Here is a 26,470-nt window from a genome sequence, read left to right as displayed (position 1 = left end):
CCCGTGTCGAGGAGAACATTCGTGCCTGTCACCCCATCAGCAAACATCGGCGTCGTCGGACTCGCGGTCATGGGCTCGAACCTCGCCCGCAACCTCGCGAGCCGCGAGGGCAACACGGTCGCCGTGTTCAACCGCTCGCCCGAGCGCACGCAGACGTTGACGGGCGAGCACCCCGAGGCCGGCTTCGTCGCCTCCGAGAGCTACGACGACTTCGTGGCCTCGCTCGCGAAGCCCCGCACGGCGATCATCATGGTGCAGGCAGGCAAGGGCACCGACGCGGTCATCTCCGAGCTCGTCTCCCGCTTCGAGCCGGGCGACATCATCGTCGACGGCGGCAACGCGAACTTCCACGACACGATCCGCCGCGAGGCGGAGATCAGCCCCACGGGCATCCACTTCGTCGGCACCGGCATCTCGGGCGGCGAAGAGGGCGCGTTGAACGGCCCCTCGATCATGCCCGGCGGCTCGGTCGAGTCGTACGAGACCCTGGGCCCGATCCTCGCGTCGATCGCCGCGGTAGCCGAGGGCGAGCCGTGCGTCACCCACGTCGGCACCGACGGCGCCGGCCACTTCGTCAAGATGGTGCACAACGGCATCGAGTACGCCGACATGCAGCTCATCGCCGAGGCCTACGACCTCATCCGCCAGGGCACCGGCAAGTCCCCCGCCGAGATCGCCGAGATCTTCGCCGAGTGGAACACGGGCGAGCTCGAGAGCTACCTCATCGAGATCACCGCCGAGGTGCTCCGCCAGACGGATGCCGCGACGGGCCTTCCGCTCGTCGACGTCATCCTCGACGAGGCCGGCGCGAAGGGCACCGGCGCCTGGACCGTGCAGAACGCCCTCGACCTCGGCGTGCCGACCTCCGGCATCGCCGAGGCGGTGTTCGCACGCAGCCTCTCCTCGAAGCGCGCCCAGCGCGAGGCATCCGTCGACCTGCCGGGCCCGTCGACCGAGTGGAGCGTCGCGGGCGCCGAGGCCGACGCCTTCATCGAAGACGTGCGCCGTGCGCTCTACGCCTCGAAGATCATCGCGTACTCGCAGGGCTTCGACGAGATCGTCGCGGGCGCCGAGCAGTACGGCTGGGACGTCAAGAAGGGCGACATCGCCAAGATCTGGCGTGCCGGATGCATCATCCGCGCCCGGTTCCTGAACCGCATCGCCGAGGCGTACGCCGATGACCCCTCGCTCGTCGCGCTCGTCGTCGCGCCGTACTTCCGCGACGCCGTCGCCGGCACGCAGGAGGCCTGGCGCCGGGTCGTCGCGATCGCGGCGCAGGCCGGCATCCCGACGCCCGCGTTCTCGTCGTCGCTCGCGTACTACGACGGCCTGCGCGCACCGCGGCTGCCCGCCGCGCTCATCCAGGGGCAGCGCGACTTCTTCGGCGCCCACACCTACATGCGGGTCGACAAGCCCGGCGTCTTCCACACCCTCTGGTCGGGCGACCGCTCGGAGATCGAGACGACGCCCTCCTCGCACTGAGGCGGGCTGGCCGGAGTCGAGCCGACCGCGGCGGGGCCGACCGGGATCGACCGAGGCGAGCTGACGAGATCGAGCTGAGCGAGATGGAGCAGGTGCATGCGCGAGCCGAAGTGGCATGAAGAGGGCCATCAGCCCGATTACCGGTTCACCCTCGCGAACGAACGCACGTTCCTCGCCTGGATCCGCACGGCGCTGGCGCTCCTCGCGGGCGGGGTGCTGCTGCACCAGTTCGCGACCGAGCTCGACCCGCGTCTGGTCGTCACGGTGCTGTCGACCGGCCTCGGCGTCGTGGCCGCCGTGCTCAGCGTCGTCTCCTACACGCGATGGCGCGGCAACGAGATCGCGATCCGCACCGGTCGGCCGCTGCCGTTCAGCTGGGTGCTGCCGGCGCTGGCCGCGGTGTGCCTCCTGACGAGCGCCGTACTCGTCGTGATGCTGCTCGTGACCTGAGTGCCGATCCGGTGAACGACTGACATGGCCGTCTACAGCATCCCCGCCCCGGGCGATCCCGCGCTGCAGCCCGAGCGCACCGCGCTCGCGTGGAGCCGCACCGCCCTGACCATCGCGATCAACGCCCTGCTCTCGATGCGGGCGGGCTTCGTGGCCGGCGACGCCGGGCTCGTCGCGGTCGGGGCGCTGCTGTTCGCGGCATCCGGTGCCGCCGTGGCGGTCGGCACGGTGCGGCGCCGTCAGCTCACGGGGCACCGGCTCGTGATCACTCCCCCGCGCGGCGCGCTCATCGGCGTCGCGGTCGCCACCCTGCTCGCGAGCATCGGCGGCATCGCCTCGATCTTCTCCGGCGGCACGTCGTGATCGAGCCGCACCCCGAGTTGCATGGGGCCGACGACGACGACTCGCGGGGTCCCGTCTACGGCGAGCGACGCCGCCGTGCCCTGCGCATCACGGTGCTCGTCGCGCTCGGCGCCCTGCTGCTGCCGCTCGTGCTCTCGGTGTACGGCACGGCGCACTCGGCGGCGCAGCGCGCCTGCGCCGTGTACGTCGCGCAGTTCGACACGGATGCCACCGGCGCCCGGGTCTCGTTCGAGCTGTTCGGCCGCACCGGCGCGGGTTGGCAGTGCTACTCGGTCGCCGCGAGCGGGGGCGAGACGCTCATCGCCGAACTCGGGCTGCTGCCCGGTGCGCCTCGCCCGATCGACGACGACGAGCGCGACGCCTGAGCGCGAGCGCGCGCGACGACCGGGTCACGGCTCGTCGGGTCTCGGTTCCTCGGGGAAGACCCGCTTGTACTTGCGCCCGTCGGGCAGCTCCACGGTCTCGGCGCGCAGCAGCCCGCGGGTGACCCGCTGGTAGATCGCCTGCGGCGTCACTCCGAGCCGCTCGGCGGCCTCGGCGACCGAGAGTCCGGGCAGGTCGGTCGGCACGCTCGAGGGCCGTTCGCGCTTGCGCTTGCGGCTCGCCTCGTGTCGCGCGGCGATCTCGTCGTCGTCGCCCGCCCATCGGTACTTCGCCGCCGAGGGGCTGAGGCCCGCGGCATCCGCGATCTCCTCCCAGCTGCGCCCGGCCCGGAGCGACTCGCGCACCGAGGCGAGCGATGCGGGGTCGGCTTCGAGGGCGGCGACGAGCGAGCGGATGCCGCGGAGCCGCTCGAGCGCCGAGGCATCCGCTTCGTCGTCTGCATTCGAGGCGTGCCCGTCGTGCCCTTCGTGCCCGTCGAGCGCATCGAGCGCTACGAGTTCGGCGAGTGCGCGGGCGGTGTCGGCGGAGAGGAACGGCACGTCTCAGCCGTTCAGGAGCTCGTTGCGCACCTCTCGGCGCAGCACCTTGCCGATGAGCGACTTCGGCAGCTCGTCGGCCTGCACGATGCGCTTCGGCACCTTGTAGGGCGTCAGCCCGTCGCGGGCGAAGTCGCGCAGCGCCCGCTCGTCGAGCGCGGCTCCGTCGCGAAGCACGACGACCGCGACGACCTGCTCGCCCGAGTGCGCATCGGGGAGGCCGACCACGGCGACGTCGTCGACGTCGGGATGCGCCCGGAGCGCCTCTTCGACCTCGCTCGGCGCGACGTTGAAGCCGCCCGTGATGATGAGCTCCTTGATGCGGTCGACGATGCTCACGAAGCCGTCGTCGTCGATCGAGACGATGTCGCCGGTGCGGAACCAGTCGGCGCCGCCGTCGGTCGCCGGCACGAAGACCGCCTCGGTCTCTTCGGGTTTCAGCCAGTACCCGGAGAACACCTGCGGGCCGCGCACGATGAGCTCGCCCTCGGCGCCGGTCGCGACATCGGTGCCCGGGGACTCGGGGTCGACGACGCGCACCTCGGTCGACGGCAGCGGCAGGCCGACCGTGCCCGCCTTGCGGTTCGGCGCGACCGGATTCGCCATGAGCACGGGCGAGCACTCCGAGAGGCCGTAGCCCTCGACGAGGTAGCCGCCCGTCGCGGCCTCCCACGGCTCGACGACGTCGGCCGAGAGCGGCATCGCCCCCGAGATCGCGATGCGGATGCCGTCGAGCGAGACGCCCTCGGCGGCCGCGGCCTTCGTGAGCCGTTCGTAGATCGGCGGCACTGCCGGCAGGAACGTCGGCGGGTGCCGCTTCACGACCTTCAGCACGAGATCGGGCTCGAACTTCGGGAAGAGCACGAGCCGGGCGCCCATGCTCATCGCGAAGGTGAGGCAGAGCGTGAGGCCGTAGGCGTGGAACATCGGCAGCACCGCGTAGACGACGGCCGTGCCGCGCTCGATCTCGGGCACCCACGCGCGGGCCTGCGCGGCGTTCGCACCGAGGTTCGCGTGCGTGAGCGCCGCGCCCTTCGGGCTGCCGGTCGTGCCGCTCGTGTACTGGATCACGGCGACATCCGAGACGACCGGGCCGATGATGTGCGCGTCGACCGGCTCGGCGCCGACGATCTTCTCCCAGTTCGTCGTGCCGCGCACGCTCGTCGTGAGCGCCGCGCGCGACTCGCGGGCCTTCGCGATCGGCAGGCGCAGCATCGCCCGCATCGAGAAGGGCATCGCCCGGGTCACGTCGACCGAGACGATCGTCTGCACCGCGACATCCGCCGGGAACGCCTGAATCGTCTCGACGACGTTGTTCCACGCGATGACGACGCGCGCGCCGTGGTCTTCGAACTGGTGACGCAGCTCGCGCGGCGTGTACAGCGGGTTGTGCTCGACGACGATCGCCCCGAGGCGCAGCACCGCGTAGAACGCGACGATGTGCTGCGGGCAGTTGGGCAGCACGAGCCCGACCGGGTCGCCCTTCTGCACGCCGAGCAGCCGCAGCCCCTCGGCGGCGCGCTCGATCTGCTCGCCGAGCTCGGCGTAGCTCGTGGTGCGCCCGAAGAACTCGAGGGCGACGTGGTCGGGGTACGCCTCGACCGAGGCGCTGATGAGGTCGGCGAGCGACCCCGTCTCGGCCGGGAGGTCGCTCGGCACGCCGTCGGCGTAGCTCGTGAGCCAGGGGCGAGGCGTCGTGATCGCCATGGGCGGCCGGCTACGCCGCGCCGTCGAACATGCTCGTGACCGAACCGTCTTCGAACACCTCGTGGATGGCGCGCGCGAGCAGCGGCGCGATCGGCAGGATGGTGAGGCGGTCCCAGCGCTTCTCTTCGGGAACCGGCAGGGTGTCGGTGACGACGACCCGGTCGATGAACTCGCTCTGCAGGATCTCCGTGGCCGGAGCGGAGAAGACCGCGTGCGTCGCCGCGACGACGACGCCGAGCGCGCCGTTGGCCTTGAGCGCCTCGGCGGCCCTCACGATCGTGCGACCCGTGTCGATGAGGTCGTCGACGAGCAGGCACACCCGGCCCTCGACCTCTCCGACGATCTCGTGCACCGAGACCTGGTTCGGCACGAGGGGGTCGCGGCGCTTGTGGATGATGGCGAGCGGGGCGCCGAGCTTGTCGCTCCAGATGTCGGCGACGCGCACCCGGCCCATGTCGGGCGAGACCACTGCGAGGGTCGCCGGGTCGAGCTTCTCCTTGAAGTACTCGAGCAGCACCGGCATGGCGAAGAGGTGGTCGACGGGGCCGTCGAAGAAGCCCTGGATCTGCGCCGCGTGCAGGTCGATCGACATGATGCGGTTGGCGCCCGCCGCCTTGAACAGGTCGGCGACGAGACGGGCTGAGATCGGCTCGCGGCCGCGGCCCTTCTTGTCTTGCCTGGCGTAGGGGTAGAAGGGCGCCACGACGGTGATGCGCTTGGCCGACGCGCGCTTGAGCGCGTCGATCATGATGAGCTGCTCCATGAGCCACTCGTTGATGGGCGAGGTGTGCGACTGGATGACGAAGGCGTCGGAGCCACGCACGCTCTCGTCGTAGCGAGCGTAGATCTCGCCGTTGGCGAAGGTGCGTGCATCGGTCGGCACGAGCTCGGACCCGAGCTCCTCGGCGATCTCCTGGGCGAGCGCGGGGTGCGCGCGCCCTGACACCAAGACGAGGCGTTTGGATCCGGTGGTCTCGATTCCCGACATGTGGTTGTCCTCTCCACCCGCCTCAGCCGGTGCGTCAGTCGGCGGCGGGGCCGGAGGCCACGACGGCGCCATCAGCTGCCTCTGCAGCCGCGGTACCTGCTCGGTGCTTCTGGACCCATCCCTCGATATTGCGTTGCGGGGCCACGTTCACGGCGAGCGCACCCATGGGAACGTCTTTGCGGACGACGGTTCCGGCGCCCGTATAGACCCCGTCAGCAATCCTAACGGGCGCGACGAACACCCCGTGCGACCCGGTGCGCACGTGCGAGCCGATCTCGGTGCGGTGCTTGCTCACCCCGTCGTAGTTGGCCGTGATGGAACCGGCGCCGACGTTCGAGTGCTCGCCGATCGTCGTGTCGCCGATGTACGAGAGGTGCGGCACCTTGCTGCCCGCGCCGATGTCGGCGTTCTTCGTCTCGACGAAGGCCCCGATCTTGCCGTCGGCGCCGAGCACGGTGCCCGGCCGCAGGAACGAGAACGGGCCGACGGATGCCCCGGGGCCGACGACCGCGAGGGTGGCGTCCGTGCGCTTCACGTCGGCGTTCTCGCCGATCTCGCAGTCGCGGAGGGTCGTATCGGGCCCGATGATGGCTCCGGTGGCGATGGCGGTCGCCCCCTTCAGCTGCGTGCCGGGGCGAATGGTCACATCGCGCTCGATGCGCACGGCGAGATCGATCCACGTCGTCGCGGGGTCTTCGATGGTGACGCCGCTCAGCTGCCAGCCGCGCACGATGAGGGCGTTCAGCCGGGCCGCGGTCTCGGAGAGCTGGGCCCGGTCGTTGATGCCGGCGACGAGCCACGGCTCGGAGACCGGCACCGCCTCGACCTCGGACCCCGCTGCGCGGAGCAGGCCGATCACGTCGGTGAGGTACTTCTCGCCCTGCGCGTTGTCGGTCGTGAGGTTCGCGAGCTGGTCGCGGAGCGCCGCTGCACCGAAGGCGTAGATGCCCGCGTTGATCTCGGCGATGGCGCGCTCGTCGTCGCTCGCGTCCTTCTGCTCGACGATGCGGTCGAAGCGGCCGGCGGTGTCGCGCACGATGCGGCCGTAACCGGAGGGGTCGTCGTAGACCGCGGAGAGCACGGATGCCGCCGCAGCATCCGCCCGGTGCTGTTCGAGGAACGCGGCGAGCGTGTCGGCGTTCAGGAGCGGCACGTCGCCGTTCAGCACGAGCACCTCACCACCGAAATCGGCGGGGATCGCGGCGATCGCCTGCTCGACGGCGCGGCCCGTGCCCGGAATCTCGTCTTGGTCGACGATCACGGTGCCCGGCAGTTCGGCCTCGATCACCGCGGCGACGAGGTCGCGTTCGTGGCGCACCACGGCGACGATGTGCTCCGCGTCGAGCGCGCGCGCCGTGGCGAGCACGTGGGCGACGATCGGCGCTCCGGCGAGCGGGTGCAGGAGCTTCGGCACCGCGGACTTCATGCGTGTGCCCTGCCCGGCGGCGAGGACGATGATGGCAAGGTTCTGGTCGGTCATTCGCGTCTTCCTGGTGGGATGCAAAGGGCACGGCGGTTCCAGCTCCGCCACCAGGATTCGAACCTGGACCGAACAGCTCCAAAGGCTGCCGTGCTGCCGTTACACTATGGCGGACCGCTCGGGGCCGAGGCCCGTCTGCGAGAACCAGTCTGCCATGAGCTGGCGGGCACCCCGTGGTATGCGTCGAACTCTCGCGGCCTCATTCTGATCGACCACGCGATAATGACTGGATGACGGATGCTGACGAGGTCGACCGGATCGTCGACGACTGGGAACGCGAGCGCCCCGACCTCGATTTCTCCCCGCTCCAGGTGCTCTCGCGCGTCGCGCGGCTCTCGAAGCACCTCGACCGTGCGAGACGGCAGGCCTTCGCCCGTTCGGAACTCGAGTCGTCGGAGTTCGACGTGCTCTCGGCCCTCCGCCGCGCCGGTACGCCGTACCGCCTCTCACCGAAGCAGTTGCTGCAGCAGACGCTCGTCTCGAGCGGCACGATGACGAACCGCATCGACCGGCTGGTCGAACGGGGCCTCGTCAACCGGCAGACCGACCCGAACGACGGGCGCGGCATCCTCGTCGAGATGACCTCGGCGGGGCTCACCCGCGTCGATGCCGCGATCACGCGCCTCGTCGACGCCGAGGCGGAGCTGCTCAGGAGCCTGCCCGCGGCGGAGCAGAAGCGGCTCGCCGACCTGCTCAGGAAGCTCAGCCTCGGGTTCGACTGATCGCGGCGACTACCGCCGCATGACCTTGCGGGCGAGCCAGTTGCCGAGGAACTGCGCGCACTGCACGAACACGACGATCAGGATGACGGCCGCCCACGTGATCACCGGCTCGAACTGGCGGTAGCCGTAGACCTGGGCGAAGTTGCCGAGTCCGCCGCCGCCGATGAGGCCGGCGACGGCCGTCATGTCGATGATCGCGACGAGCACGAAGGTGTAGCCGAGGATGAGCGGCCCGAGCGCCTCGGGCAGCACGACGGTGCGCAGGATGCGGAAGGGGCCGGCCCCCATCGCGCGGGCCGCCTCGATGACGCCCGGGGTGACCGTGAGCAGGTTCTGCTCGACGATGCGGGCGATCGCGAAGGACGCCGCGATCGAGAGCGCGAACACGAGGGCGTCGTTGCCGATGCCGGTGCCGATCACGATCCGCGAGAGCGGTTGCACCGCGGCGATGAAGATGATGAACGGAATCGGCCGGAAGAAGTTGATGACGACGTTCACGACGTTGAACACCGCGCGATTCGACAGCAGGCTGCCGGGCCGCGTCGTGTAGAGCACCGTGCCGAGGAGGAGTCCGGCGATGCCGCCGAAGACGAGAGTGAGCCCCACCATGTAGAGGGTCTCGGCTGCGGCGACCCAGAACTCGCTGCCGAGTTCGAAGAGGCGATCCATCACGACACCTCCGTCACGTCGACACGGGCGGATATCTCGGCGAGCACGGTGTCGACCGCGGCATCCGCGCCCCTGATCGCGAGGGTGAGGTGACCGAAGGCCCGGCCCTGGATGTCGTTGATGCCGCCGTAGACGAGCTCGAACTCGACGCCGGCGGTCGCGAGTGCCACGAAGACGGCGGCCTGCGATGCGTCGCCGTCGCGGAACGAGATCGTGACGATGCGGCCCTCGTGCCGCTCGCGCAGCACCGCGAGCTCAGCCGGCGACGGGATGCCCTTGACGACGGTCGCGACGAAGCGCTGCGACGACGGGTTCTGCGGATTCGAGAAGACGTCGAAGACGTCGCCGTGCTCGATGACCCGGCCGCCGTCCATGACCGCGACCTTCGTCGCGATCGACTGGATCACGTCCATCTCGTGGGTGATCACGATGATCGTCACGCCGAACTCGCGGTTCACGCGCTTCAGGAGTTCGAGCACCTCCCCCGTGGTCTCGGGGTCGAGTGCGCTCGTGGCCTCGTCGGCGAGCAACAGCCGCGGTGAGGTGGCGAGCGCGCGGGCGATGCCGACGCGCTGCTTCTGCCCGCCCGAGAGCTGGTCGGGGTAGTTCTTCGCCTTGTCGGCGAGGCCGACGAACTCGAGCAGTTCGGTGACCCGCGCCGCGATCTCCGCCTTCGTGGCCCCGGCGACCGTCAGCGGGTAGGCGATGTTGGCCCACACCGTCTTCGAGTTGAAGAGGTTGAACTGCTGGAAGATCATGCCGATGCCGAGTCGGATGCCGCGCAGTTCGCGTTCGGGCATCGTGGTGATCTCGCGGCCGTCGACCTCGATCGAGCCCGACGTCGCGGGCTCGAGCGCGTTCACGAGTCGCACGAGCGTGGACTTGCCGGCCCCCGAGTAGCCGATGATGCCGTAGACGTCACCGGGCTCCACCTCGAGGCTCACACCGTCGATCGCGACGACCGGCGCGCCGCCCTTCTCGGATGCCGGGTACGTCTTGGTGACGTTGCGCAGGGCGACGAGCGCCATGTTCTTCTCCTCTTCAACGCCGAACGGGGCGACGAGCACCGGTATCGGTGCTCGCCGCCCGTGCGGCGGGTGATCGATCCACTGAACCGCTGGGCACGCCGCGCAGAATCGCGCCGCGCCGAGCAGGGCCGGGCGATCAGCCCTTGGCGGCCTTGGTGTCGGCCTCGACCTTGGCGAGGGACTTCTCGAGGTCGGCGACGGGGGTCTGCACCGCGACGCCGGTGCCGCCCGACGACTCGATGAGGCCTGCCTGCACCTCGGGGTCGGTCTGGAAGATCTCGACGAGCTTCAGGTAGGTCGCGTTGTCCTTGTCGGCCGCGCGGGTCGCGAAGATGTTGACGTACGGCAGGGCGTTGGGGTCGCTCGCGTCGTCTTTCGCGATCGCGTCGTCGAAGGTGAGGCCCGCGTCTTCGACGAAGTCGTTGTTGATGACGGCAGCGGCGAGGTCGGGCAGCGAGGTCGGCGTGAGCGAGGCCTCGAGCGCGGTGACCTTCACCTTCGACGCCGACTCGTCGATGTCGGCGAGGTCGGAGAAGATCGTGCCGCCGCTCGAAAGCTCGATGAGGCCGGCCGACTGCAGCACGAGCAGCGCACGCGCCTGGTTCGACGCGTCGTTCGGCACGGCGACGGTCGCACCGGCGGGAATGTCCTTCACCGAGTCGTACTTCGTCGAGTAGAGGCCGAGCGGGTAGATCGCGGTCGCACCGATCGGCGTCAGGTCTTCGCCGCTCGAGACGTTGTAGTCGGCGAGGTAGACGATGTGCTGGAACTGGTTGAGGTCGAGCTCGCCCTCCGTCGTCGCCGGGTTCGGCTGCGCGTAGTCGGAGAAGTCGACGATCTCGATCTCGATGCCCTCGTCAGCGGCGGCCTCCTCGAAGGCGGTCCACTGGGGGTCGGCCTTGCCGACGACGCCGATCGTGATGACCTCGTTCGAGGCCTCTCCGCCTTCACCGGCGGCCGGCGTGGCGCACCCGGCGAGACCGAAGATGAGCGGCACTGCGGCGAGCGCGGCGATGAGCTTGGTGTGACGTGACGAGTGCTGTGACATGAGGATTCCCTTTCGCTTCCGGCGCACGCGATCGAGTGCTGATGGATGGAGCAGGCATGGCTCCGCCACGGTTGGTGACAGTGGGGGCTTCGATGCCGCGATCGCGGTGCATCACCACGTTAGGCGAAGATTCTTTACTTGTTCGCCAACTGGGTCACAGAGCGTCACAGCTTCTGCGAGGTCACGACTCCAATGACTCGGAAACTTCGAGCCAGCGGGTCTCGAGGTCGGCGACGGATGCCTCGAGCTCCCGCAGTACGTCGCCGAGCGCCCCCAGCCCGACATAGTCGCCCTGGTCGTGGAGCGCGAGCTTCTCGTGCTGCTCGGCGATCTGCGCCGACAGCTTCTCGAGCTTGCGGTCGATCGCGGCGAGCTCCTTCTCGGCGGCTCGACGATCGGCTCCCGCGAGTGGAGCCGCTCCGGTGCCGACGGGCGCGCTCGCCCCGGCGGGCGCAGCTGGCGCGCCGGTCGCGGAAGAGGTCGGCGTAGCGGCATCCGTCGCCCTGCGCAGCTCGAGATACTGCTCGACGCCCCGCGGGAGGTCGCGCAGGTGGCCGTCGAGGATGGCGAACTGGCGGTCGGTGACGCGCTCGATGAGATACCGGTCGTGCGAGACGACGAGGAGGGTGCCCGGCCACGAGTCGAGCAGGTCCTCGATCGCGGCGAGCATGTCGGTGTCGAGGTCGTTCGTCGGCTCGTCGAGGATCAGCACGTTCGGTTCCTGCAGCAGGATCAGGAGCAGCTGCAGGCGCCGCTTCTGCCCGCCCGACAGGTTCTTCACGGGAGTCGACAGCTGCGCCGTCGTGAAACCGAGCCGCTCGAGCAGCTGCCCGGGCGTCATCTCCTTGTCGCCGACCTGATAGCTCGTGCGCTGCTCGGCGACGACCGCCGAGACCCGCTGCTCGGCCCACTCGGTGAGTTCGTTCAGCTCTTGGCTGAGGGTGGCGATGCGCACCGTCTTGCCGCGCTTGACCCGCCCGCTCGTCGGCTGCACCGCGCCGGTCACGAGCCCGAGCAGGGTGGACTTGCCGGCGCCGTTGACGCCGAGGATGCCGGTGCGCTCACCAGGGGCGATGCGCCACTCGATGTCACGGAGCACCGTGCGCGTCTCGGGGGCGCCGGCCGCGGCATCCGCCACTGGGAACTCGACGGTGACGTCGATCAGGTCGACGACGTCTTTGCCGAGCCTCGAGACGGCGAGACGGTCGAGCTCGACCTTGTTGCGCACCGGCGGCTCGTTCGCGATGAGCTCGTTCGCCGCGTCGATGCGGAACTTCGGCTTCGAGGTGCGGGCCGGCGCGCCGCGGCGCAGCCACGCGAGCTCCTTGCGCATGAGGTTCTGGCGCTTCGCCTCGGATGCCGCGGCGGAGCGATCGCGTTCGACCCGTTGCAGCACGTAGGCCGCGTAGCCGCCCTCGAAGGGCTCGACGATGCCGTCGTGCACCTCCCACGTGTCGGTGCACACCTCGTCGAGGAACCACCGGTCGTGGGTCACGACGACGAGCGCGCCGGAGTCGGCCGGCCACCGGCGCTTCAGGTGCCCGGCGAGCCAGGCGATGCCCTCGACGTCGAGGTGGTTGGTGGGCTCGTCGAGGAGGACGACGTCCCAGTCGCCGACGAGCAGCGATGCGAGCCCGACGCGCCGGCGCTGCCCGCCCGAGAGGTTCGCGATCTGCCCGTGCCACGGCACGTCGCCGAGGAGGCCGGCGATGACATCGCGCACCTTCGCGTCGCCCGCCCAAACGTGCTCTTCGATGCCGCCGACGACGAACTCCGCCACCGTCTTGCCGGGATCGACGACATCGGCCTGGTCGAGCGTGCCGATGCGGATGCCGCGGCGGTGCGTCACCCGGCCGCCATCGGGGGTCATGCGGCCGTCGAGGAGCTTCAGGAGCGTGGACTTGCCGTCGCCGTTGCGGCCGACGACGCCGATGCGGTCGCCCTCGTCGATGCCGAGGGTGACCTCGTCGAAGACGACGCGCGTCGGGAATTCGAGGTGCAGGCGCTCGGCGCCGAGAAGATGTGCCATGTCTTCACGAGCCTAGTTGCAGTTGCTCAGCCCGAGATGATGCGGGCCCCGTGCACCGGCCCGTGCACGTGCACCGCGTGCAGGCGGGCCGCGGAGAGGGCGACCTGCAGTTCGAGGGCGGAGTCGGTGTCGTCGACGAGGAAGGCGACGGTCGGCCCAGACCCCGAGACGAGCCCGGCGAGCGCGCCGTGCGCCTCGCCGAGTTCGAGGATGCCGCCGAGCCCCGGCGCGAGGCTCAGCGCAGCGGCCTGCAGGTCGTTGTGCAGCGCCGCGGCGAGCCGCCGCGGGTCGCCGGCGCGCAGGGCCTGCAGCACCGCCGTGTCGACGACGGGTTGCGCGTCGTCGGCCACGATGGCGAGCCGGGACTCGCGCTGACGATCGAGCTCGTTGTAGACCGCCGGTGTCGACAGGCCGAACTCGGCGACCGCGAGCACCCAGTGGAACGAACCGGTCGCGAGTGCGGGGCTCAGCCGGTCGCCGCGGCCGGTGCCGATCGCCGTGCCGCCCGAGAGGGCGAACGGCACGTCGGCGCCGAGCTTGGCCGCGAGGGCGTGCAGCTCCTCTTTCGAGAGCGCCGTGCCCCACAGCGCGTCGCACGCGACGAGGGTGGCCGCGGCATCCGCCGAACCGCCGCCCATGCCGCCCGCGATCGGCACGTGCTTGTCGATCTCGAGGTGCACGCCGCCGGGCACGCCGGCCGTGCGCGCGAGGAGCTTCGCGGCCTTGATGGCGAGGTTGGAACGGTCGGTCGGCAGACCCGAGGTGTCGACGCTGCCGCCGAACGAGACGCTGAACGCGTCGTCGGGCCAGGCCCGCACGTCTTCGTAGAGCGACACGGCCTGGTACGCGGTGGCCACGTCGTGGTAGCCGTCGCGCTGAACCGCGCCCACACGCATGAAGAGGTTGATCTTGCCGGGCGCCCGAACGTGCACTGCCTCGTCGGTCGCCGCGATCGTCATGAGTCCACGCTAACCGACCGGCCCGACGGCCACCGATTCGAGCCAGCTCCGAAGTGTCGCCTTCGCCTCGGCCAGGCGGTCGCCGCTCGTCATCCGCCCGCGGACGAGATTGAGCGAGGTCTTGCCCGCCCCGCGCGCCGTCGCCGAGGCGAGCACGAACTCGCCGCCCTCGAGCGGGAACCTGGCGGTCGGATGCTTCGCGGCGAGGTTCAGGGCGAGGGGTTCGACCCCGGTTCGAGCGGTGACGACCTCGGCGAGCGCTCGCAATGCCGGTTCGACCTCGGCGGCGACCGTGCGGCTGACGCTCACCTCGAACGTGCCGTCTTGACGCTGGCCGGGCTGCCGGGTGCCGCGTGCCTGCTCGTACCCGACGGTGACGGCCTGCGCCCACCACGGATCGACGCCGTGCTCGGCCACGAGCCAGGTGGCCGTCGCCCGGTGCTTCCAGCCGGTCGCGCCGGCCGCATCGAGGAGCGCGAACCAGTCGTCGCGCGATCGGCCCGTCGCACTCGCGAGGGCGTCGTCGCCGACGCCGTCGGCGTGCGCCCCGACCCCTCGGCTCCCCATGTCCGTCCCCACGGCACCACGCTAGCGCGAGATCAGGCCGCGCGGGCGATGCGGAGGAAGTCCGCGACGGTGAGCTGCTCGCCGCGTGCCTGCGGATCGACGCCGGCGGACTCCAGCACGGCCGTGGCCCGCGCGGAGCCGCCGCCGAGCACCGTCGACAGCGATTGACGCAGCATCTTGCGCCGCTGCTGGAATGCCGCGTCGACGAGCGCGAACGTGGCGACGCGTTCGGCCTCGGTGCCGGGGGCATCCCCTCGCTCAAAGCCGACGAGCACGGAGTCGACGTTCGGCACCGGCCAGAACACCATGCGGGAGACCTGACCCGCGGTGCGCCAACGGCCGTACCAGGCCGCCTTGACGCTCGGGGCGCCGTAGACCTTCGAACCGGGCTCTGCCGCGAGGCGGTAGCCGACCTCGGCCTGCACCATCACGATGCCCGACTGCATCGAGTCGAAGTGCTCGAGCAGGTGCAGGAGCACGGGCACCGAGATGTTGTACGGGAGGTTCGCGACGAGTCGGGTCGGGATGCCGGGCAGCTCGGTGACGCGCATCGCGTCGCCGGTCACGACCGTGAGCGAGGTGCCCGGCTGCATGATGTCGGCGGTGTGCGGCAGCTGGGCGGCGAGGCGCTTGTCGATCTCGACGGCGACGACGGATGCCCCGGCCTCGAGGAGGCCCAGCGTCAACGACCCGAGGCCCGGACCGATCTCGAGCACCGTCTCGCCGGGTCGCACGCCCGCGGTCTGCACGATGCGGCGCACGGTGTTGCCGTCGTGCACGAAGTTCTGGCCGAGCTTCTTCGTCGGCGTGACGTCGAGCAGCTCGGCGAGATCGCGGATCTCGGCCGGGCCGAGCAGGCGCGGGGCGACGTCGACGCCCTCGGCCTCATGCCGGTGCGCGTTCACGCCTCTGCGCCCCCGTCGGCCGCACGGCCGACTGCCCGGCTGCGTCGCCCGTTCGCTTCTGCTGGCCCCACCACGGGCTCATCATGCCACGAGCCATACACGCGCTCGGTGTTGGCCGCAAGCTGTTCGCAGAATCCGTCCAGATCGGTGCCGAGCGCCTCGGCCATGAATCGCACGGTGTGCGGCACGAGATACGGCGCATTCGGGCGTCCGCGGAGCGGCACCGGCGTGAGGTACGGGGCATCCGTCTCGACGAGGATCCGCTCGCGCGGGGCGACCCTGAGCGCCTGACGGAGATTCTCGGCGTTCTTGAACGTGACATTGCCGGCGAAGGAGAGGTACCAGCCCGCGTCGGCCGCGAGCCGGGCGAGCTCCTCGCCCCCCGAGAAGCAGTGGAAGACCGTGCGATCGGGCGCACCGACGCGGCGCAGCGTCGCCACGACGTCGTCGTGCGCGTCGCGGTCGTGGATCTGCAGGGCCAGCCCGTGCCGCTTCGCGATGTCGAGGTGCGCCTCGAACGACCGGAACTGGGCGCTCCTGCCGTCTTCCCCGGTGCGGAAGAAGTCGAGCCCGGTCTCACCGATCGCGCGCACGCGCGGCTGGGCGGCGAGTTCGTCGATCACCGCGAGCGCGTCGTCGAGGGTGCCGGATGCCTCGAGCTCGGGCGCCTCGTTCGGGTGCAGTGCGACCGCGGCGAGGAGTCTCGGCTCGCGAGCGGCGACCTCGGCCGACCAGCGGCTCGTCGCGACATCCGTGCCGACCTGCACGGCCCCGGCGACCCCGACCGATGCCGCCCGCTCGAGGTGCTCGTGCACGTCGATCGGGAGCGCCCCGTCGGCGATCTCGAGGTGCGTGTGGTTGTCGTAGACGACGAGCGGCAGCGGCTCGGGCGCCGGCGGATACTCGGCGGCGCGGCCGCCGTCGGACCTCGTGCGCAGGTGATCGGGCGACGCCGCCGTCACGCCGACCTCGGTTCGCGAACCGTCATTCGGCCACCTCGACGCGCGGGAAGAGCGCCTCGAGCGGCGCGACCTGCGTGCCGAGGGTCCAGGCGTCGGCACGGTCGATGCGCTGCTCCTGCACGGTGCCGGGGGCCCCGAGCGCGGTCCAGAGCTTCGCCGTCGCGACCGGCAGCACGGGCGAGAGCAGCACGGCCAGCGTGCCGAGCCCGTGGTACGCCGTGGCGAGCACGGTCTCGAGGCGGTCGCGCTTCGCCGGGTCCTTCGCGAGGGTCCACGGCTCCTCGATCGTGAGGTAGCCGTTGAGCGCGTCGACGAGTTCCCAGGCGGCGCCGATCGCGTCGTGGATCGCGAGACGGCCGATGGCATCCCACGAGGCATCCGTCGCCCGTCGCTCGACCGCGGCGATCTCGAGGTCGGCCGCCGTCAGCGTGCCCGCCGAGGGAACCTCGCCCTCGCAGTACCGGGTGATCATCGCGACCACGCGCGAGGCGAGGTTGCCGAAGCCGTTCGCGAGCTCGGCCTGGTAGCGCGCCGCCAGGTCCTCCCACGAGAAGGAACCGTCTTGGCCGAAGGCGATGGCGCGAAGGAAATAGTACCGGAACGCGTCGGAGCCGAACGTCTCGGTGATCTGCTCTGGGGCGATGCCGGTGAGCTTGGACTTCGACATCTTCTCGCCGCCGACGAGGAGCCAGCCGTGGCCGAACACGCCGCGCGGAACCTCGAGGCCCGCAGCCATCAGCATCGCCGGCCAGATCACGGCGTGGAAGCGGAGGATGTCTTTGCCGACGACGTGCTGAGCCGGCCAGCGGCGGGCGAACTCCGCCTCGTCTTGGCCGTACCCGACCGCGGTGATGTAGTTCAGCAGCGCGTCGAACCAGACGTAGACGACGTGCGTCTCGTCCCACGGCACCTTGACGCCCCAGTCGAACGTCGACCGCGAGATCGAGAGGTCGGCGAGCCCAGAGCGAACCCAGCCGAGCACCTCGTTGCGCGCCGACTCTGGCTGCACGAACTCGGGCTGCTCCTCGTAGAGGGCGAGCAGGCGATCGGCGAACGCCGAGGTGCGGAAGAAGTAGTTCTTCTCGTGCAGCAGCTCGACCGGCTTCGAGTGGATCGCGCAGACGAGCTGCCCCTCGTACTCCCCCGCGCCCGCCACGAGCTCGGACTCCTGCTTGTACTCCTCGCAGCCCACGCAGTAGTACCCCTCGTACTCACCGGTGTAGATGTGGCCGTCGTCGTAGAGCTTCTGCAGGAACTTCTGCACATTACGTTCGTGACGCTCGTCGGTCGTGCGGATGAAGTCGTCGTTGGCGATGTCGACCGTCTGGAGCAGGGGCTTCCATGCCTCGGCGACGAGCTTGTCGGCCCACTCCTTCGGGGTCACGCCGTTGGCGGTCGCCGTGCGCAGGATCTTCTGGCCGTGCTCGTCGGTGCCCGTGAGCATCCACGTGTCTTCACCCGCCTGGCGGTGCCAGCGCGCGAGCACGTCGGCGGCCACCTCCGTGTAGGCGTGCCCGATGTGGGGCACGTCATTCACATAGAAAATGGGCGTGGTGATATAGAACGAGGAGCCGTCGGCCATGCCCCCAATCCTATGGGCGAGCGGATGTGCCGATGTCGCGGTTACGCCGGCGACGACGTACGCTCCCGTCGCCGATGGCCGGCGGCACCGCTTCCTCGACCTCGAGGTGCTCGTGCGGCGTGGGCACGCCGAGCGTCACGTCCTGCTCCTTGAACGCCGGCTCCTGCACGCGCTGGCCGGCATATCCGACGATGCGCAGCCCGAGCACGATCTTGCCCGGCGCCTCCCGGCGATCGAGGGCACGATACGCATCGGCGACGGAGTCGAGGGAGAACACGTCGGCGATCGGGAGACGGATGCGGCGAGCGGCGGCGAGGGCGGCCACCCTGCTGAGGGCGACGACGTCGCCGGCGTAGAGCTTCACCGCCTCCTGCGCCTCCACGGCGTCCCAGTCGAGCACCGTGAGGATCCTCGATCGGGGAACGCCGAGGGCGATCGCCTCGTCGGTCTGCCCGCCGAGGAAGTCGAGGAAGGCCGTGATCGGCCCGGGAGCGACGGGCCGCACCCGTTCGGCGAGGTCGGGACCGTACACCACGGGCAGCACGCCGAACTGCCGGAGGAAGTCGAAGCGCATCTCGGCGCTGGTGCCGATCACGGTCGCCCCGCGCATCCGGGCGAACTGGGCGGCGAGGCATCCGACGCCGCCCGCTGCCGCGGTGACGATGATCGTGTCCGACGGCCCGAGGGCGAGCCCTTCGACCGCGGTCCACGCCGTCGTGCCCGCGACATAGAGGGAACCGGCCACCTCCCAGGTGAGCTCGGGCGGCTTGCGCAGCAGCTGCCGCTCGGGCACCACGACGTGGGTGGCATGGGCGCCCCGGTCGACGTACCCCATGACCTCGTCGCCGCGCGCGAACGCCGAGGTACCGGGGCCGGCCGCCACGACGACGCCCGCCAGGTCGCGGCCCTGCAGCGAGGGGAAGCTCACCGGCCACCGCTCGGGATGATCGCCGCGGCGGATCGCGCTCTCGACGGGGTTGAGCCCAGTGGCGAACACCTCGACGAGCACCTCGCCCTCGCCCGGTTCGGGCATCGGCAGCTCGACGATCTCGAGTACCTCGGGTCCGCCGTACTCGGCGAATCGAACAGCATGAACAAGGTCGTGAGACGGGTCGTGAGACATCTCGCACCTCCACCGCTCGGGGGGACAGTGCCATTCTCCGCCTGCGGCATGGATTCCGACAGGGTTCGGGTGGCGTACCGACTCCCGGGCGTCTGCGCTCCGGTGCCGGAGTGCCCGCGTCAGCCGCGCTTGCGAGCCTGCAGTGCCGCCTCGTAGAGGTCGCGGGTGCTGAGGCCGCTCTCGGCGGCGACGAGGGCGGCGGCCTCCTTCAGCCGGGTTCCGGATGCCGCGAGCTCGAGCACCCGTTCGAGCGCGCGCTCGGGGTTCGCCTCCTGTTCGGCCGCACCACCGACGACGATGACGATCTCGCCACGCACCCCGCCCTCGGCCCACGTCGCGAGTTCGCCGAGCGGACCGCGGCGCACCTCCTCGTAGAGCTTCGTGAGTTCCCGGCAGACCGCGGCCGGACGGTCGGCGCCGAACGCCTCCGCGAGCGCCGAGAGGCTCGCCGCCAGCCGCGACGGCGCCTCGAAGAACAGCAGCGTGCGGCGGTCGCCGGCCAGCTCGGCGAGTCGCCGACTGCGCTCCCCCGGCTTGCGGGGCAGGAACCCCTCGAAGGCGAAACGATCCGTCGGCAGCCCTGAGACGGCGAGCGCGGTGATCACGGCAGAGGGGCCGGGGATCGCGGTCACCTGCACCCCGGCGGCGGCCGCGGCGGCGACGAGCGGAAAGCCCGGGTCGGAGACGGTCGGCATTCCCGCGTCGCTCAGTACGAGCAGGTCGGCGTCGCGGGCGAGAGCGACGAGCTCGGCCGCCTTCTGCCGCTCGTTGTGCTCGTGCAGCGCGATGAGTCGCGGGCGATTGGCGATGCCGAGCCCCGCGAGCAGACGCTGCGTCACCCTCGTGTCCTCCGAGGCGATGACGGGGGCCGTCTCGAGGGCGTCTCGAAGCCGGGCTGAAGCGTCGCCGAGGTTGCCGATGGGCGTCGCCGCGAGGATGATCATGGCCCCAAGCATGACATCCGCCGGTCGGCTCGACTCGTTTAGGGTTGGCCCATGGGAGTGGAGCCGGGCGCCGCCGAGACGCGCGAGGAGCACGCCGACGGGGCATCCGCCCGCGACGAGCGCACCGACGCGCCGAGCGATGAGCGAACCCACGCGCCCGTCGAGGAGCGCCGGGGCACCCGGCTCGACGACCGGTGGGCGCGGGTGCTCTCGACCCCCCGTCGACGCGCGCTCTGGTACTGGGGCGGCCCGATCATCGTCACCCTCATCGCGGCGGTGCTGCGGTTCTGGAATCTGGGTCATCCGAGCACGATCGTCTTCGACGAGACGTACTACGTGAAAGACGCGTGGACGCTACTGCAGAACGGCTACGAGTCGAGCTGGCCCGAGGGCGCCGACGCCGACTTCGCCGAGGGCGACACGGGCATCTACCAGGACTCCCCCGCGTACGTCGTGCACCCGCCGCTCGGCAAGTGGATGATCTCGCTGGGCATGGCCGCCTTCGGCGCCGGCGACGCGTTCTGGTGGCGCGCGTCCACGGCGCTCGCCGGCACGATCGCGGTCTTCCTGATGACCCTCGTCGCACGCCGGCTCTTCGCCTCGACGATCCTCGCGGTCATCGCCGGCCTGCTGTTCGCCGTCGACGGCAACGCGATCGTGATGTCCCGCGTCGCCCTGCTCGACAACTGGCTCATGCTCTTCGCCCTCCTCGGGTTCTGGTTCGTGCTGCTCGATCGCGAGCGAACGCGGCGAATGCTCGACTCGGCGATCGGCGAGGCGCGCGCCGCGGGCCGCGAGCCGCACTACGGCCCGGCGCTCTGGGCGCGCCCCTGGGTCGCCGCCGCCGGTGTCGCGTTCGGCGCCGCCTGCGCGGTGAAGTGGTCGGGACTCTGGTTCCTCGCCGCGTTCGGCATCTACCTCGTCGTCGTCGATGCGGTCGCCCGTCGCCGCGCCGGCGTGCCGTTCTGGCTCACCGCGGCGCTCCTGAAACAGGGGCCGGTCACCTTCGTGCTGCTCGTGCCCGTCGCCGCCGTCGTCTACCTCGCCTCATGGACGGGCTGGCTCGTGACCGACGGCGGGTACTACCGGCACTGGGCCGAGGAGGCCGGCAACGCCGCGACCGGCCTGTTCTCGTGGATCCCGCTGGCCCTGCAGAACCTCTGGCACTACCACGAGGCGGCCTACGGCTATCACGTGGGCGTCGCCAACCCCCACCCGTGGCAGTCGAATCCGCTCACCTGGCTCTTCATGATCCGCCCGACGAACATGTACTACTCCGCGAGCGACGACGGCTCGGGCGGGTGCGGCGCCGACACCTGCTGGTCGTCGATCATCGAGGTGGGCAACCCGCTCATCTGGTGGGCGGCGGCCGCGGCATCCATCTACCTCGTCTACCGGCTGGTGCGCTACCGCGAGTGGCAGGTCGGCGCGATCCTCATGGGGCTCGCGGCCGGCTACCTGCCGTGGCTCATGTACCTGAACCGCACGGTCTTCCAGTTCTACTCGATCGCCTTCGAACCGTTCACCGTGCTCGCGCTCGTCTTCGTGGTCGGCCTCGTGCTCGGCCGGCGCGACGATCCGACGTGGCGGCGTGAGCGGGGCATCGCCGTCGTCGCCATCTTCCTCGGATTCGTGCTGCTCGTCTCGGCCTTCTTCTTCCCGATCTGGTCGGGCGTGCCGGTCACTCCGACGTTCCGGCAACTCCACTTCTGGTTGCCGAGCTGGGGCTAGCGCGCCCGAAACAGGCGGGCGGCCTTTCGGCTAGCGTTGAGAGGTGCGTGTACGGATGCCGGGACTGCTCGTCGCGGCATCCGCGGCCCTCATCGCGTGGCTCGCGCACCTTGCGCTGCCGGCCGTGCCGATGCTCACCGCGGCGGTCGCCCTCGGCATCGTGGTCGGGCAGATCCCGGCGCTGCGGCCGGCGCTCGCCGGCAGCCTCGCGCCGGGCCTGCGCATCGCCGCACGCCGGCTGCTGCGACTCGGCATCGTGCTGCTCGGCCTGAAGCTCAGCCTCGTCGACATCGCCGCGCTCGGCTGGGTGTCGATCGCGACCACGATCGGCGTCGTCGTGCTCACCTTCGTCGGCACGATCGGGCTCGGCCGCGCCTTCGGGCTGCCCGGTCACCAGCCGCTCCTCATCGCGAGCGGCTTCTCGATCTGCGGGGCTTCGGCGATCGGCGCGATGGGCGCCGCCGTGCGCGCACGCGACGAGGAGCAGGCCGTGCCGGTCGCCCTCGTCACCCTGTGCGGCACCCTCGCGATCGCGGTGCTGCCGGCGCTGTGGCGTCCGCTCGGCCTCTCGAGCACGGGGTTCGGGCATTGGGTCGGGGCCGGCGTGCACGACGTGGGCCAGGTCGTGGCGACCGCCCAGATCGCGGGCACCACGGCCCTCGCCGTCGCCGTCGTGGTGAAGCTCACCCGGGTGCTCATGCTCGCGCCGATGGTCGCGATCACCGCGGCCGTCGAGCGTCGCAAGCCGACCGATGCCGCGGGCCCGCACCCTGCGATCGTGCCGCTCTTCGTGGCGGGCTTCCTCGCCGCGGTGCTGCTGAACACGCTCGTGCCGCTGCCCGAATGGCTGCTGACCGGCGCCGACCAGCTGCAGACCGTGCTGCTGACGATGGCGCTCTTCGCGCTCGGCGCGTCGATCCGGCTCGGTGAGCTCGCGAGCACCGGGTGGCGGGCGCTCGTCGTCGGCCTCACCTCGTGGGTGCTCGTCGCAGCCCTCGCGTACGGCGCCGTGCTGCTCGGCTGATTGCTGAGCTGCTCGGCTGACGGCTGCGCTGCTCGGCTGAGTGCTGCGCTGCTCGGCTGAGCCCCGCTCAGACCTCGATGACCACCTTGCCGCGCACCTCGCCCGATTCCAGTCGCGCGACGGCCTCGGCGGCGCGTTCGAGCGGGAACACCTCGTCGACGAAGGGGACGATCTCGCCCGCGTCGATGCGGCGCGCGAGCTCGGCGAGGTCGTCGCCGTTGCGCGTGGCGGCCAGCGGGCGCAGCCGTTGGGAGACGAACACCGACATGACCGAGGCGCGGATGATGCGGCCGAACGGGCCGAACACCGCGCCGCCCGTGCCCGACGAGAGCACGAGCGTGCCGCGCGGTGCGAGGGCGCGTCGCACCCGGCCGAGCGGGTGATCGGCGACGAGGTCGAAGATCGCGTCGTACCGGGCGGCCCCCGCGGTGAAGTCCTCGCGCGTGTAGTCGACGATGTGGTCTGCACCGATCGCGCGCACGTGCTCGGCTTTCGCCGTGCTGCACACTCCCGTCACCTCGGCGCCCATCGCCTTCGCGAGCTGCACGACGAACCCGCCGACCCCGCCCGATGCCCCGTTCACGAGCAAGTGCGCACCCGGCCCGATGCCGGCGAGGCGCAGACCCTGCAGTGCGGTCGTGCCCGACACGGGAACCGCGGCCGCATGGACCGCGTCGACCGTTGCCGGGCGCCGGGCGACGAATCGCTCCTGCACGGCGACGAACTCGGCGTACCCGCCCTGGTCGGACTCCGCGTAGACGGCGTCGCCGACGCGGAAGCGGGTCACCCTCGCGCCCACGGACGCGACCTCGCCCGCGACATCCCGACCGAGGATCTGCCGCTTCGGCCGTCGCAGCCCGAATGCGAGCCGCACGGCGCGGGGCGTGCCGCGCATCACGAGGGCGTCGCCCTTGCTGACCGCGACGGCGTGAACCCGGATGAGCACCTCGTCGTCGGCCGGCACGGGCGCCTCGACCTCGGCGAGCGAGAGCGTCTCGGGCCCGCCGTAGCGGTGCTGCACGACGGCTCTCACGGTGCCACCTCGCCGGGGGCGGAATCGCTCGGGGCGAAATCGCCCGGAGCGACCTGCCTCGACGCGGGCTTCGCCGACGGGACCTGCGAGATGGCGACGACGACGCTGCCCGCCTTGTGGCCGGAGTCGACCCTGCGGTGCGCCTCGGCGATGTCGTCGAAGGCCACGACGCGATCGATGACCGGCACGAACGCCCCCGATTCGATGAGCTCGACGAGCAACGGCAGGTCTGCGGCCTTGAGCCGGATGTCGCGGAGGCCCGTGAAGGTGATCGCCGCTCGCCGCCCGCGGCTGAACCAGCGAGTGAGCGGCCACTGCAGCATGATGGCGGCCGACGGCACGGTCGTGAGGTAGATGCCGTGCGGCGTGAGGGCCGCGCGGCATGCGCCGAACGAGCGCTTGCCGACCGCGTCGAAGATCACGTCGTAGGTGTTCCGCGCGTCGGTGAAGTCGTCGTGCGTGTAGTCGATCACGTGCTCGGCGCCGAGCGAGCGCACCAGGGGCTCGTGCACCGCACTGCACACGCCGACGACGTGCGCACCGAAGTGCCGCGCGAGCTGCACCGCGGCCGAGCCCACAGTGCCGGACGCCCCGTTGACGAGCACCCGCTGGCCCGGCCGCACCCGGCCCACGTCGCGGAGGAAGGGCAGCGCGGTGAGGAACCCGTCGACCGTCGCGACCGCGCCTGCGGCGTCGAGCCTGTCGGGCAGGTGCGCGATCGGCCCGTGCTCCGCGATCGTCACGAGTTCGGCGTGCGCGCCCATGGCGGGCGCCAGGGTGCCGAAGACCCGGTCGCCCGGCGCGAACCGGCTCGCTCCCGGGCCGATGCGCTCGACGACACCGGCGAAGTCGGAGCCGAGCACGGGATGCTTCGGCTTCGTGAGCCCGAAGAAGAGCCGGGCGAAGCGCGGGGTGCCGCTGCGCCCGGCGCTGTCTGAGGCGCCGACCGTGCTCGCCTCGACGCGCACGAGCACCTCGCCCTCGCCGGCCACGGGATCTGCGGCCTGCTGCAGGCGCATCACCTCGGGCGGGCCGTACCGTTCGTACACTGCAGTTCTCATGATGCCGATGCCTCCGAGTGGGATTCGGGGTACTGGAAGACGTCGTCGAGAGGCACCCCGAACACCCCGGCGATCTGGAATGCCATCTCGAGCGAGGGCGAATAGCGGCCCTGTTCGATGGCGATGACGGTCTGGCGGGTCACGCCCAGACGCTCGGCGAGTTCGGCCTGGGTCATCTCGCCGTGGCGGAAGCGCAGTGCGCGGATGTCGTTCGTGACCCTCGTCGGCTTCACCACGTCGGCACGCCCCTGCGATAGACGATGACCTTCGTGACGCTCGACAGGATCGCCGAGAGCACGAAGCAGAGGTAGATCACGTTCGCGATCCAGAAGTAGCCGCCCTGCAGCATCGCGAGCACGAGCGCGGCGAGCGCGCCGATCACGAGGAACGCGTTGCCGACGCGTTCACCGAGCCGGTCGATCTCCTTGTCGCGCACGTCGCCGCGGGTGCTGCCGCTCGGCGCCACGATCTCGACGAGGATGCGCAGCACGATCGCCGCGACGATCGCACCGCCGATGGTCCAGAGCATGGCCGGCACGTAGTCGATCGCGCCGACCGGGGTCTCGCCCAGCAGTTGCGGCAGCACGAGGAAGAGGTAGACCCCGTACCCCGCGACTGCGACGACGAGATAGACCCACGTGCCCTTCTCCTCATATGACATGACCACTCCGTTGCGTCGAATCGATGTCAAAAACCTTTGACACAGTCAAGGTAAGGCATTCTTGACCCCAAGTCAAGAATTCTTGACATTCTCGATCGCGGCGATCGCCGGATGCGAACGGGCCGCTGCGGCTAGTGGCTGCCGCCGTCGACGAACTTGAGGCCGATGACGCAGCCGATGAGACCGATGAGCAGTGCGATCTTCACCCACGAGACATCCGTGTCACCCGAGATCATCGCCCAGACGACCGTGAGCGCCGCGCCGATGCCGACCCACACCGCATAGGCGGTGCCGGTCGAGATGTCGCGCATCGCCCACGCCAGGCCGCCCATCGAGAGGGCGAGTGCGCCGAAGAAGATCACCGACGGCCAGAGCTTCGTGAAGCCCTCGGACTTGCCGAGCGCGGTGGCCCAGACGGCCTCGAGCACGCCGGAGACGATGAGGATGACCCATGCCATGACTGTTCACTCCCGTGGCCAGTCTTGTCGCGTTCCGGGTACTGATCCCTCGTCCGGGGCCTCGCGATTCGAACTCCGCGGCGACCTGTCGACAGGCTAGCAACGCGGTCTGGGCAGGCCCTGTGCACGCCGGGCGCAGGGCTGCGGATGCCGCGGCATCCGCTCGCCTCACTCGACGCGGGCGACCTCGGCGAAATGCTCGACGACCGGGAACGGCTCGTAGAACCGGTGCAGCAGTTCGCGCCACCGCTCGTACTCGGGCGAGCCGCGGAACCCGACGGCATGCGCCTCGACGCTCTCCCAGTGCACGAGCAGCAGATACGCGTTGGGCGTCTCGATCGACCGCGAGAGCCGCAGGTCGACGAAGCCGGGCATGCTCGCGATGATCGCCTTCGCCTCGGCGAAGGCCGCTTCGAACTCGGCCTCTCGGCCGGGGATGACGGGCAGGAGCGCGTGTTCGAGGATCACGTCATCACCGTAGCGGCTCGCGCCGCGCCATCCGGCGATGGCAGCGCTTCGCCCGGAATTGGCAGCCGCAGCGGTCGGTGCGCTCCGTGCCGCGCGGCATCATGAG

Annotated in this window: 28 protein-coding genes, 1 tRNA gene and 1 riboswitch; of the genes, 7 read left to right on the top strand and 22 right to left on the bottom strand. The window is 70.7% G+C overall.

What is annotated here, in order from left to right; genetic code table 11:
- The first annotated feature begins 21 nt into the window (after positions 1-21).
- The 4 genes from gndA to DCE93_RS03660 all read left to right on the top strand — a co-directional run bounded on the left by gndA (position 22) and on the right by DCE93_RS03660 (position 2,660).
- Positions 22-1,482, top strand: a complete 1,461-nt coding sequence (gndA, locus tag DCE93_RS03675; protein ID WP_276329510.1) for an NADP-dependent phosphogluconate dehydrogenase — start codon at positions 22-24, stop codon at positions 1,480-1,482.
- A gap of 96 nt (positions 1,483-1,578) precedes the next feature.
- Positions 1,579-1,932, top strand: coding sequence for a YidH family protein (locus tag DCE93_RS03670; RefSeq protein WP_108594689.1), 354 nt, complete (start codon positions 1,579-1,581; stop codon positions 1,930-1,932).
- 24 nt (positions 1,933-1,956) lie between these two features.
- Positions 1,957-2,295: a DUF202 domain-containing protein gene (locus tag DCE93_RS03665; RefSeq protein WP_108594688.1), complete on the top strand. Its 339-nt coding sequence runs from the start codon at positions 1,957-1,959 to the stop codon at positions 2,293-2,295.
- Positions 2,292-2,660 carry a hypothetical protein gene (locus DCE93_RS03660; protein WP_108594687.1) on the top strand — a complete coding sequence of 123 codons (369 nt, stop codon included), beginning with the start codon at positions 2,292-2,294 and terminating at the stop codon, positions 2,658-2,660. The genes DCE93_RS03665 and DCE93_RS03660 overlap by 4 nt, the downstream gene beginning before the upstream one ends.
- Before the next feature lie 24 nt (positions 2,661-2,684).
- Here the strand turns inward: DCE93_RS03660 and DCE93_RS03655 are convergent, their stop codons facing one another.
- The 5 genes from DCE93_RS03655 to DCE93_RS03635 form a co-directional block, all read right to left on the bottom strand.
- Positions 2,685-3,218 carry a hypothetical protein gene (locus DCE93_RS03655; RefSeq protein ID WP_108594686.1) on the bottom strand — a complete coding sequence of 178 codons (534 nt, stop codon included), beginning with the start codon at positions 3,216-3,218 and terminating at the stop codon, positions 2,685-2,687.
- 3 nt (positions 3,219-3,221) lie between these two features.
- Positions 3,222-4,922 (bottom strand): long-chain-fatty-acid--CoA ligase, encoded by a 1,701-nt coding sequence (locus DCE93_RS03650; RefSeq protein WP_108594685.1) that lies wholly within the window; start codon positions 4,920-4,922, stop codon positions 3,222-3,224.
- 10 nt (positions 4,923-4,932) lie between these two features.
- The gene (locus tag DCE93_RS03645; protein ID WP_108594684.1) at positions 4,933-5,910 is read right to left on the bottom strand and encodes a ribose-phosphate diphosphokinase; all 978 of its coding nucleotides are present in this window, start codon (positions 5,908-5,910) and stop codon (positions 4,933-4,935) included.
- Positions 5,911-5,944: 34 nt separating this feature from the next.
- Positions 5,945-7,390 (bottom strand): bifunctional UDP-N-acetylglucosamine diphosphorylase/glucosamine-1-phosphate N-acetyltransferase GlmU, encoded by a 1,446-nt coding sequence (gene glmU, locus DCE93_RS03640; protein WP_108594683.1) that lies wholly within the window; start codon positions 7,388-7,390, stop codon positions 5,945-5,947.
- A gap of 42 nt (positions 7,391-7,432) precedes the next feature.
- Positions 7,433-7,504, bottom strand: a tRNA-Gln gene (locus tag DCE93_RS03635).
- A gap of 116 nt (positions 7,505-7,620) precedes the next feature.
- Here DCE93_RS03635 and DCE93_RS03630 point away from each other — a divergent pair.
- A complete protein-coding gene (locus tag DCE93_RS03630) occupies positions 7,621-8,112 on the top strand; it encodes a MarR family winged helix-turn-helix transcriptional regulator (RefSeq protein ID WP_108594682.1) in 492 nt (163 codons plus the stop codon).
- Positions 8,113-8,121: 9 nt separating this feature from the next.
- Here DCE93_RS03630 and DCE93_RS03625 read toward each other — a convergent pair whose 3' ends face one another.
- The 11 genes from DCE93_RS03625 to rsmI form a co-directional block, all read right to left on the bottom strand.
- Positions 8,122-8,781 (bottom strand): methionine ABC transporter permease, encoded by a 660-nt coding sequence (locus tag DCE93_RS03625; protein ID WP_108594681.1) that lies wholly within the window; start codon positions 8,779-8,781, stop codon positions 8,122-8,124.
- Complete coding sequence (locus DCE93_RS03620; protein ID WP_108596568.1) at positions 8,781-9,809, bottom strand: methionine ABC transporter ATP-binding protein; 1,029 nt, start codon at positions 9,807-9,809, stop codon at positions 8,781-8,783. Before DCE93_RS03620 ends, DCE93_RS03625 begins: the two co-directional genes overlap by 1 nt.
- Positions 9,810-9,945: 136 nt before the next feature.
- Complete coding sequence (locus DCE93_RS03615; RefSeq protein ID WP_108594680.1) at positions 9,946-10,857, bottom strand: MetQ/NlpA family ABC transporter substrate-binding protein; 912 nt, start codon at positions 10,855-10,857, stop codon at positions 9,946-9,948.
- Positions 10,858-11,038: 181 nt separating this feature from the next.
- Positions 11,039-12,886: an ABC-F family ATP-binding cassette domain-containing protein gene (locus DCE93_RS03610; protein WP_108594679.1), complete on the bottom strand. Its 1,848-nt coding sequence runs from the start codon at positions 12,884-12,886 to the stop codon at positions 11,039-11,041.
- A gap of 26 nt (positions 12,887-12,912) precedes the next feature.
- Positions 12,913-13,845 (bottom strand): 4-(cytidine 5'-diphospho)-2-C-methyl-D-erythritol kinase, encoded by a 933-nt coding sequence (locus DCE93_RS03605; RefSeq protein ID WP_108594678.1) that lies wholly within the window; start codon positions 13,843-13,845, stop codon positions 12,913-12,915.
- A 9-nt stretch (positions 13,846-13,854) separates the two neighbouring features.
- Positions 13,855-14,424: a DUF4287 domain-containing protein gene (locus tag DCE93_RS03600; RefSeq protein ID WP_205647468.1), complete on the bottom strand. Its 570-nt coding sequence runs from the start codon at positions 14,422-14,424 to the stop codon at positions 13,855-13,857.
- Positions 14,425-14,444: 20 nt separating this feature from the next.
- A complete protein-coding gene (gene rsmA / locus DCE93_RS03595; protein WP_108594676.1) occupies positions 14,445-15,317 on the bottom strand; it encodes a 16S rRNA (adenine(1518)-N(6)/adenine(1519)-N(6))-dimethyltransferase RsmA in 873 nt (290 codons plus the stop codon).
- Entirely contained in the window at positions 15,314-16,279 is a 966-nt protein-coding gene (locus DCE93_RS03590; RefSeq protein ID WP_205647467.1) for a TatD family hydrolase, read from the bottom strand. The genes rsmA and DCE93_RS03590 overlap by 4 nt, the downstream gene beginning before the upstream one ends.
- A 22-nt stretch (positions 16,280-16,301) precedes the next feature.
- The gene (gene metG / locus DCE93_RS03585; protein ID WP_108594675.1) at positions 16,302-17,861 is read right to left on the bottom strand and encodes a methionine--tRNA ligase; all 1,560 of its coding nucleotides are present in this window, start codon (positions 17,859-17,861) and stop codon (positions 16,302-16,304) included.
- Positions 17,862-17,871: 10 nt separating this feature from the next.
- A complete protein-coding gene (locus DCE93_RS03580) occupies positions 17,872-18,984 on the bottom strand; it encodes an NADP-dependent oxidoreductase (RefSeq protein ID WP_108594674.1) in 1,113 nt (370 codons plus the stop codon).
- A gap of 119 nt (positions 18,985-19,103) precedes the next feature.
- Complete coding sequence (rsmI, locus tag DCE93_RS03575; RefSeq protein ID WP_108594673.1) at positions 19,104-19,928, bottom strand: 16S rRNA (cytidine(1402)-2'-O)-methyltransferase; 825 nt, start codon at positions 19,926-19,928, stop codon at positions 19,104-19,106.
- A gap of 51 nt (positions 19,929-19,979) precedes the next feature.
- On the opposite strand from rsmI, the gene DCE93_RS03570 reads away from it, so the two are divergent.
- Together DCE93_RS03570 and DCE93_RS03565 are read left to right on the top strand one after the other, a co-directional pair.
- Complete coding sequence (locus DCE93_RS03570) at positions 19,980-21,659, top strand: dolichyl-phosphate-mannose--protein mannosyltransferase (protein ID WP_108594672.1); 1,680 nt, start codon at positions 19,980-19,982, stop codon at positions 21,657-21,659.
- A gap of 55 nt (positions 21,660-21,714) precedes the next feature.
- Complete coding sequence (locus tag DCE93_RS03565; RefSeq protein ID WP_108594671.1) at positions 21,715-22,683, top strand: YeiH family protein; 969 nt, start codon at positions 21,715-21,717, stop codon at positions 22,681-22,683.
- Positions 22,684-22,750: 67 nt separating this feature from the next.
- Here DCE93_RS03565 and DCE93_RS03560 read toward each other — a convergent pair whose 3' ends face one another.
- The 6 genes from DCE93_RS03560 to DCE93_RS03535 form a co-directional block, all read right to left on the bottom strand.
- Positions 22,751-23,716 (bottom strand): NAD(P)-dependent alcohol dehydrogenase, encoded by a 966-nt coding sequence (locus DCE93_RS03560; RefSeq protein ID WP_108594670.1) that lies wholly within the window; start codon positions 23,714-23,716, stop codon positions 22,751-22,753.
- Complete coding sequence (locus DCE93_RS03555) at positions 23,713-24,777, bottom strand: NAD(P)-dependent alcohol dehydrogenase (RefSeq protein ID WP_108594669.1); 1,065 nt, start codon at positions 24,775-24,777, stop codon at positions 23,713-23,715. The genes DCE93_RS03560 and DCE93_RS03555 overlap by 4 nt, the downstream gene beginning before the upstream one ends.
- The gene (locus tag DCE93_RS03550; protein WP_108594668.1) at positions 24,774-25,013 is read right to left on the bottom strand and encodes a helix-turn-helix transcriptional regulator; all 240 of its coding nucleotides are present in this window, start codon (positions 25,011-25,013) and stop codon (positions 24,774-24,776) included. Before DCE93_RS03550 ends, DCE93_RS03555 begins: the two co-directional genes overlap by 4 nt.
- Positions 25,007-25,438, bottom strand: coding sequence for a hypothetical protein (locus DCE93_RS03545; RefSeq protein WP_108596566.1), 432 nt, complete (start codon positions 25,436-25,438; stop codon positions 25,007-25,009). Before DCE93_RS03545 ends, DCE93_RS03550 begins: the two co-directional genes overlap by 7 nt.
- A gap of 131 nt (positions 25,439-25,569) precedes the next feature.
- On the bottom strand, positions 25,570-25,896 hold the full coding sequence (locus tag DCE93_RS03540) for a DMT family transporter (protein WP_108594667.1): 327 nt from the start codon (positions 25,894-25,896) through the stop codon (positions 25,570-25,572).
- A 13-nt stretch (positions 25,897-25,909) separates the two neighbouring features.
- Positions 25,910-25,975, bottom strand: a riboswitch (guanidine-III (ykkC-III) riboswitch).
- An 89-nt stretch (positions 25,976-26,064) separates the two neighbouring features.
- The gene (locus DCE93_RS03535) at positions 26,065-26,364 is read right to left on the bottom strand and encodes an antibiotic biosynthesis monooxygenase family protein (protein ID WP_108594666.1); all 300 of its coding nucleotides are present in this window, start codon (positions 26,362-26,364) and stop codon (positions 26,065-26,067) included.
- Between the last annotated feature and the right edge of the window lie 106 nt (positions 26,365-26,470).

The organism is Agromyces badenianii, from assembly GCF_003070885.1.
Classification (GTDB): domain Bacteria; phylum Actinomycetota; class Actinomycetes; order Actinomycetales; family Microbacteriaceae; genus Agromyces; species Agromyces badenianii.
The sequence above is the reverse complement of the archived record's forward strand: the minus strand, read 5'-3'. Positions and strand labels throughout refer to the sequence as shown.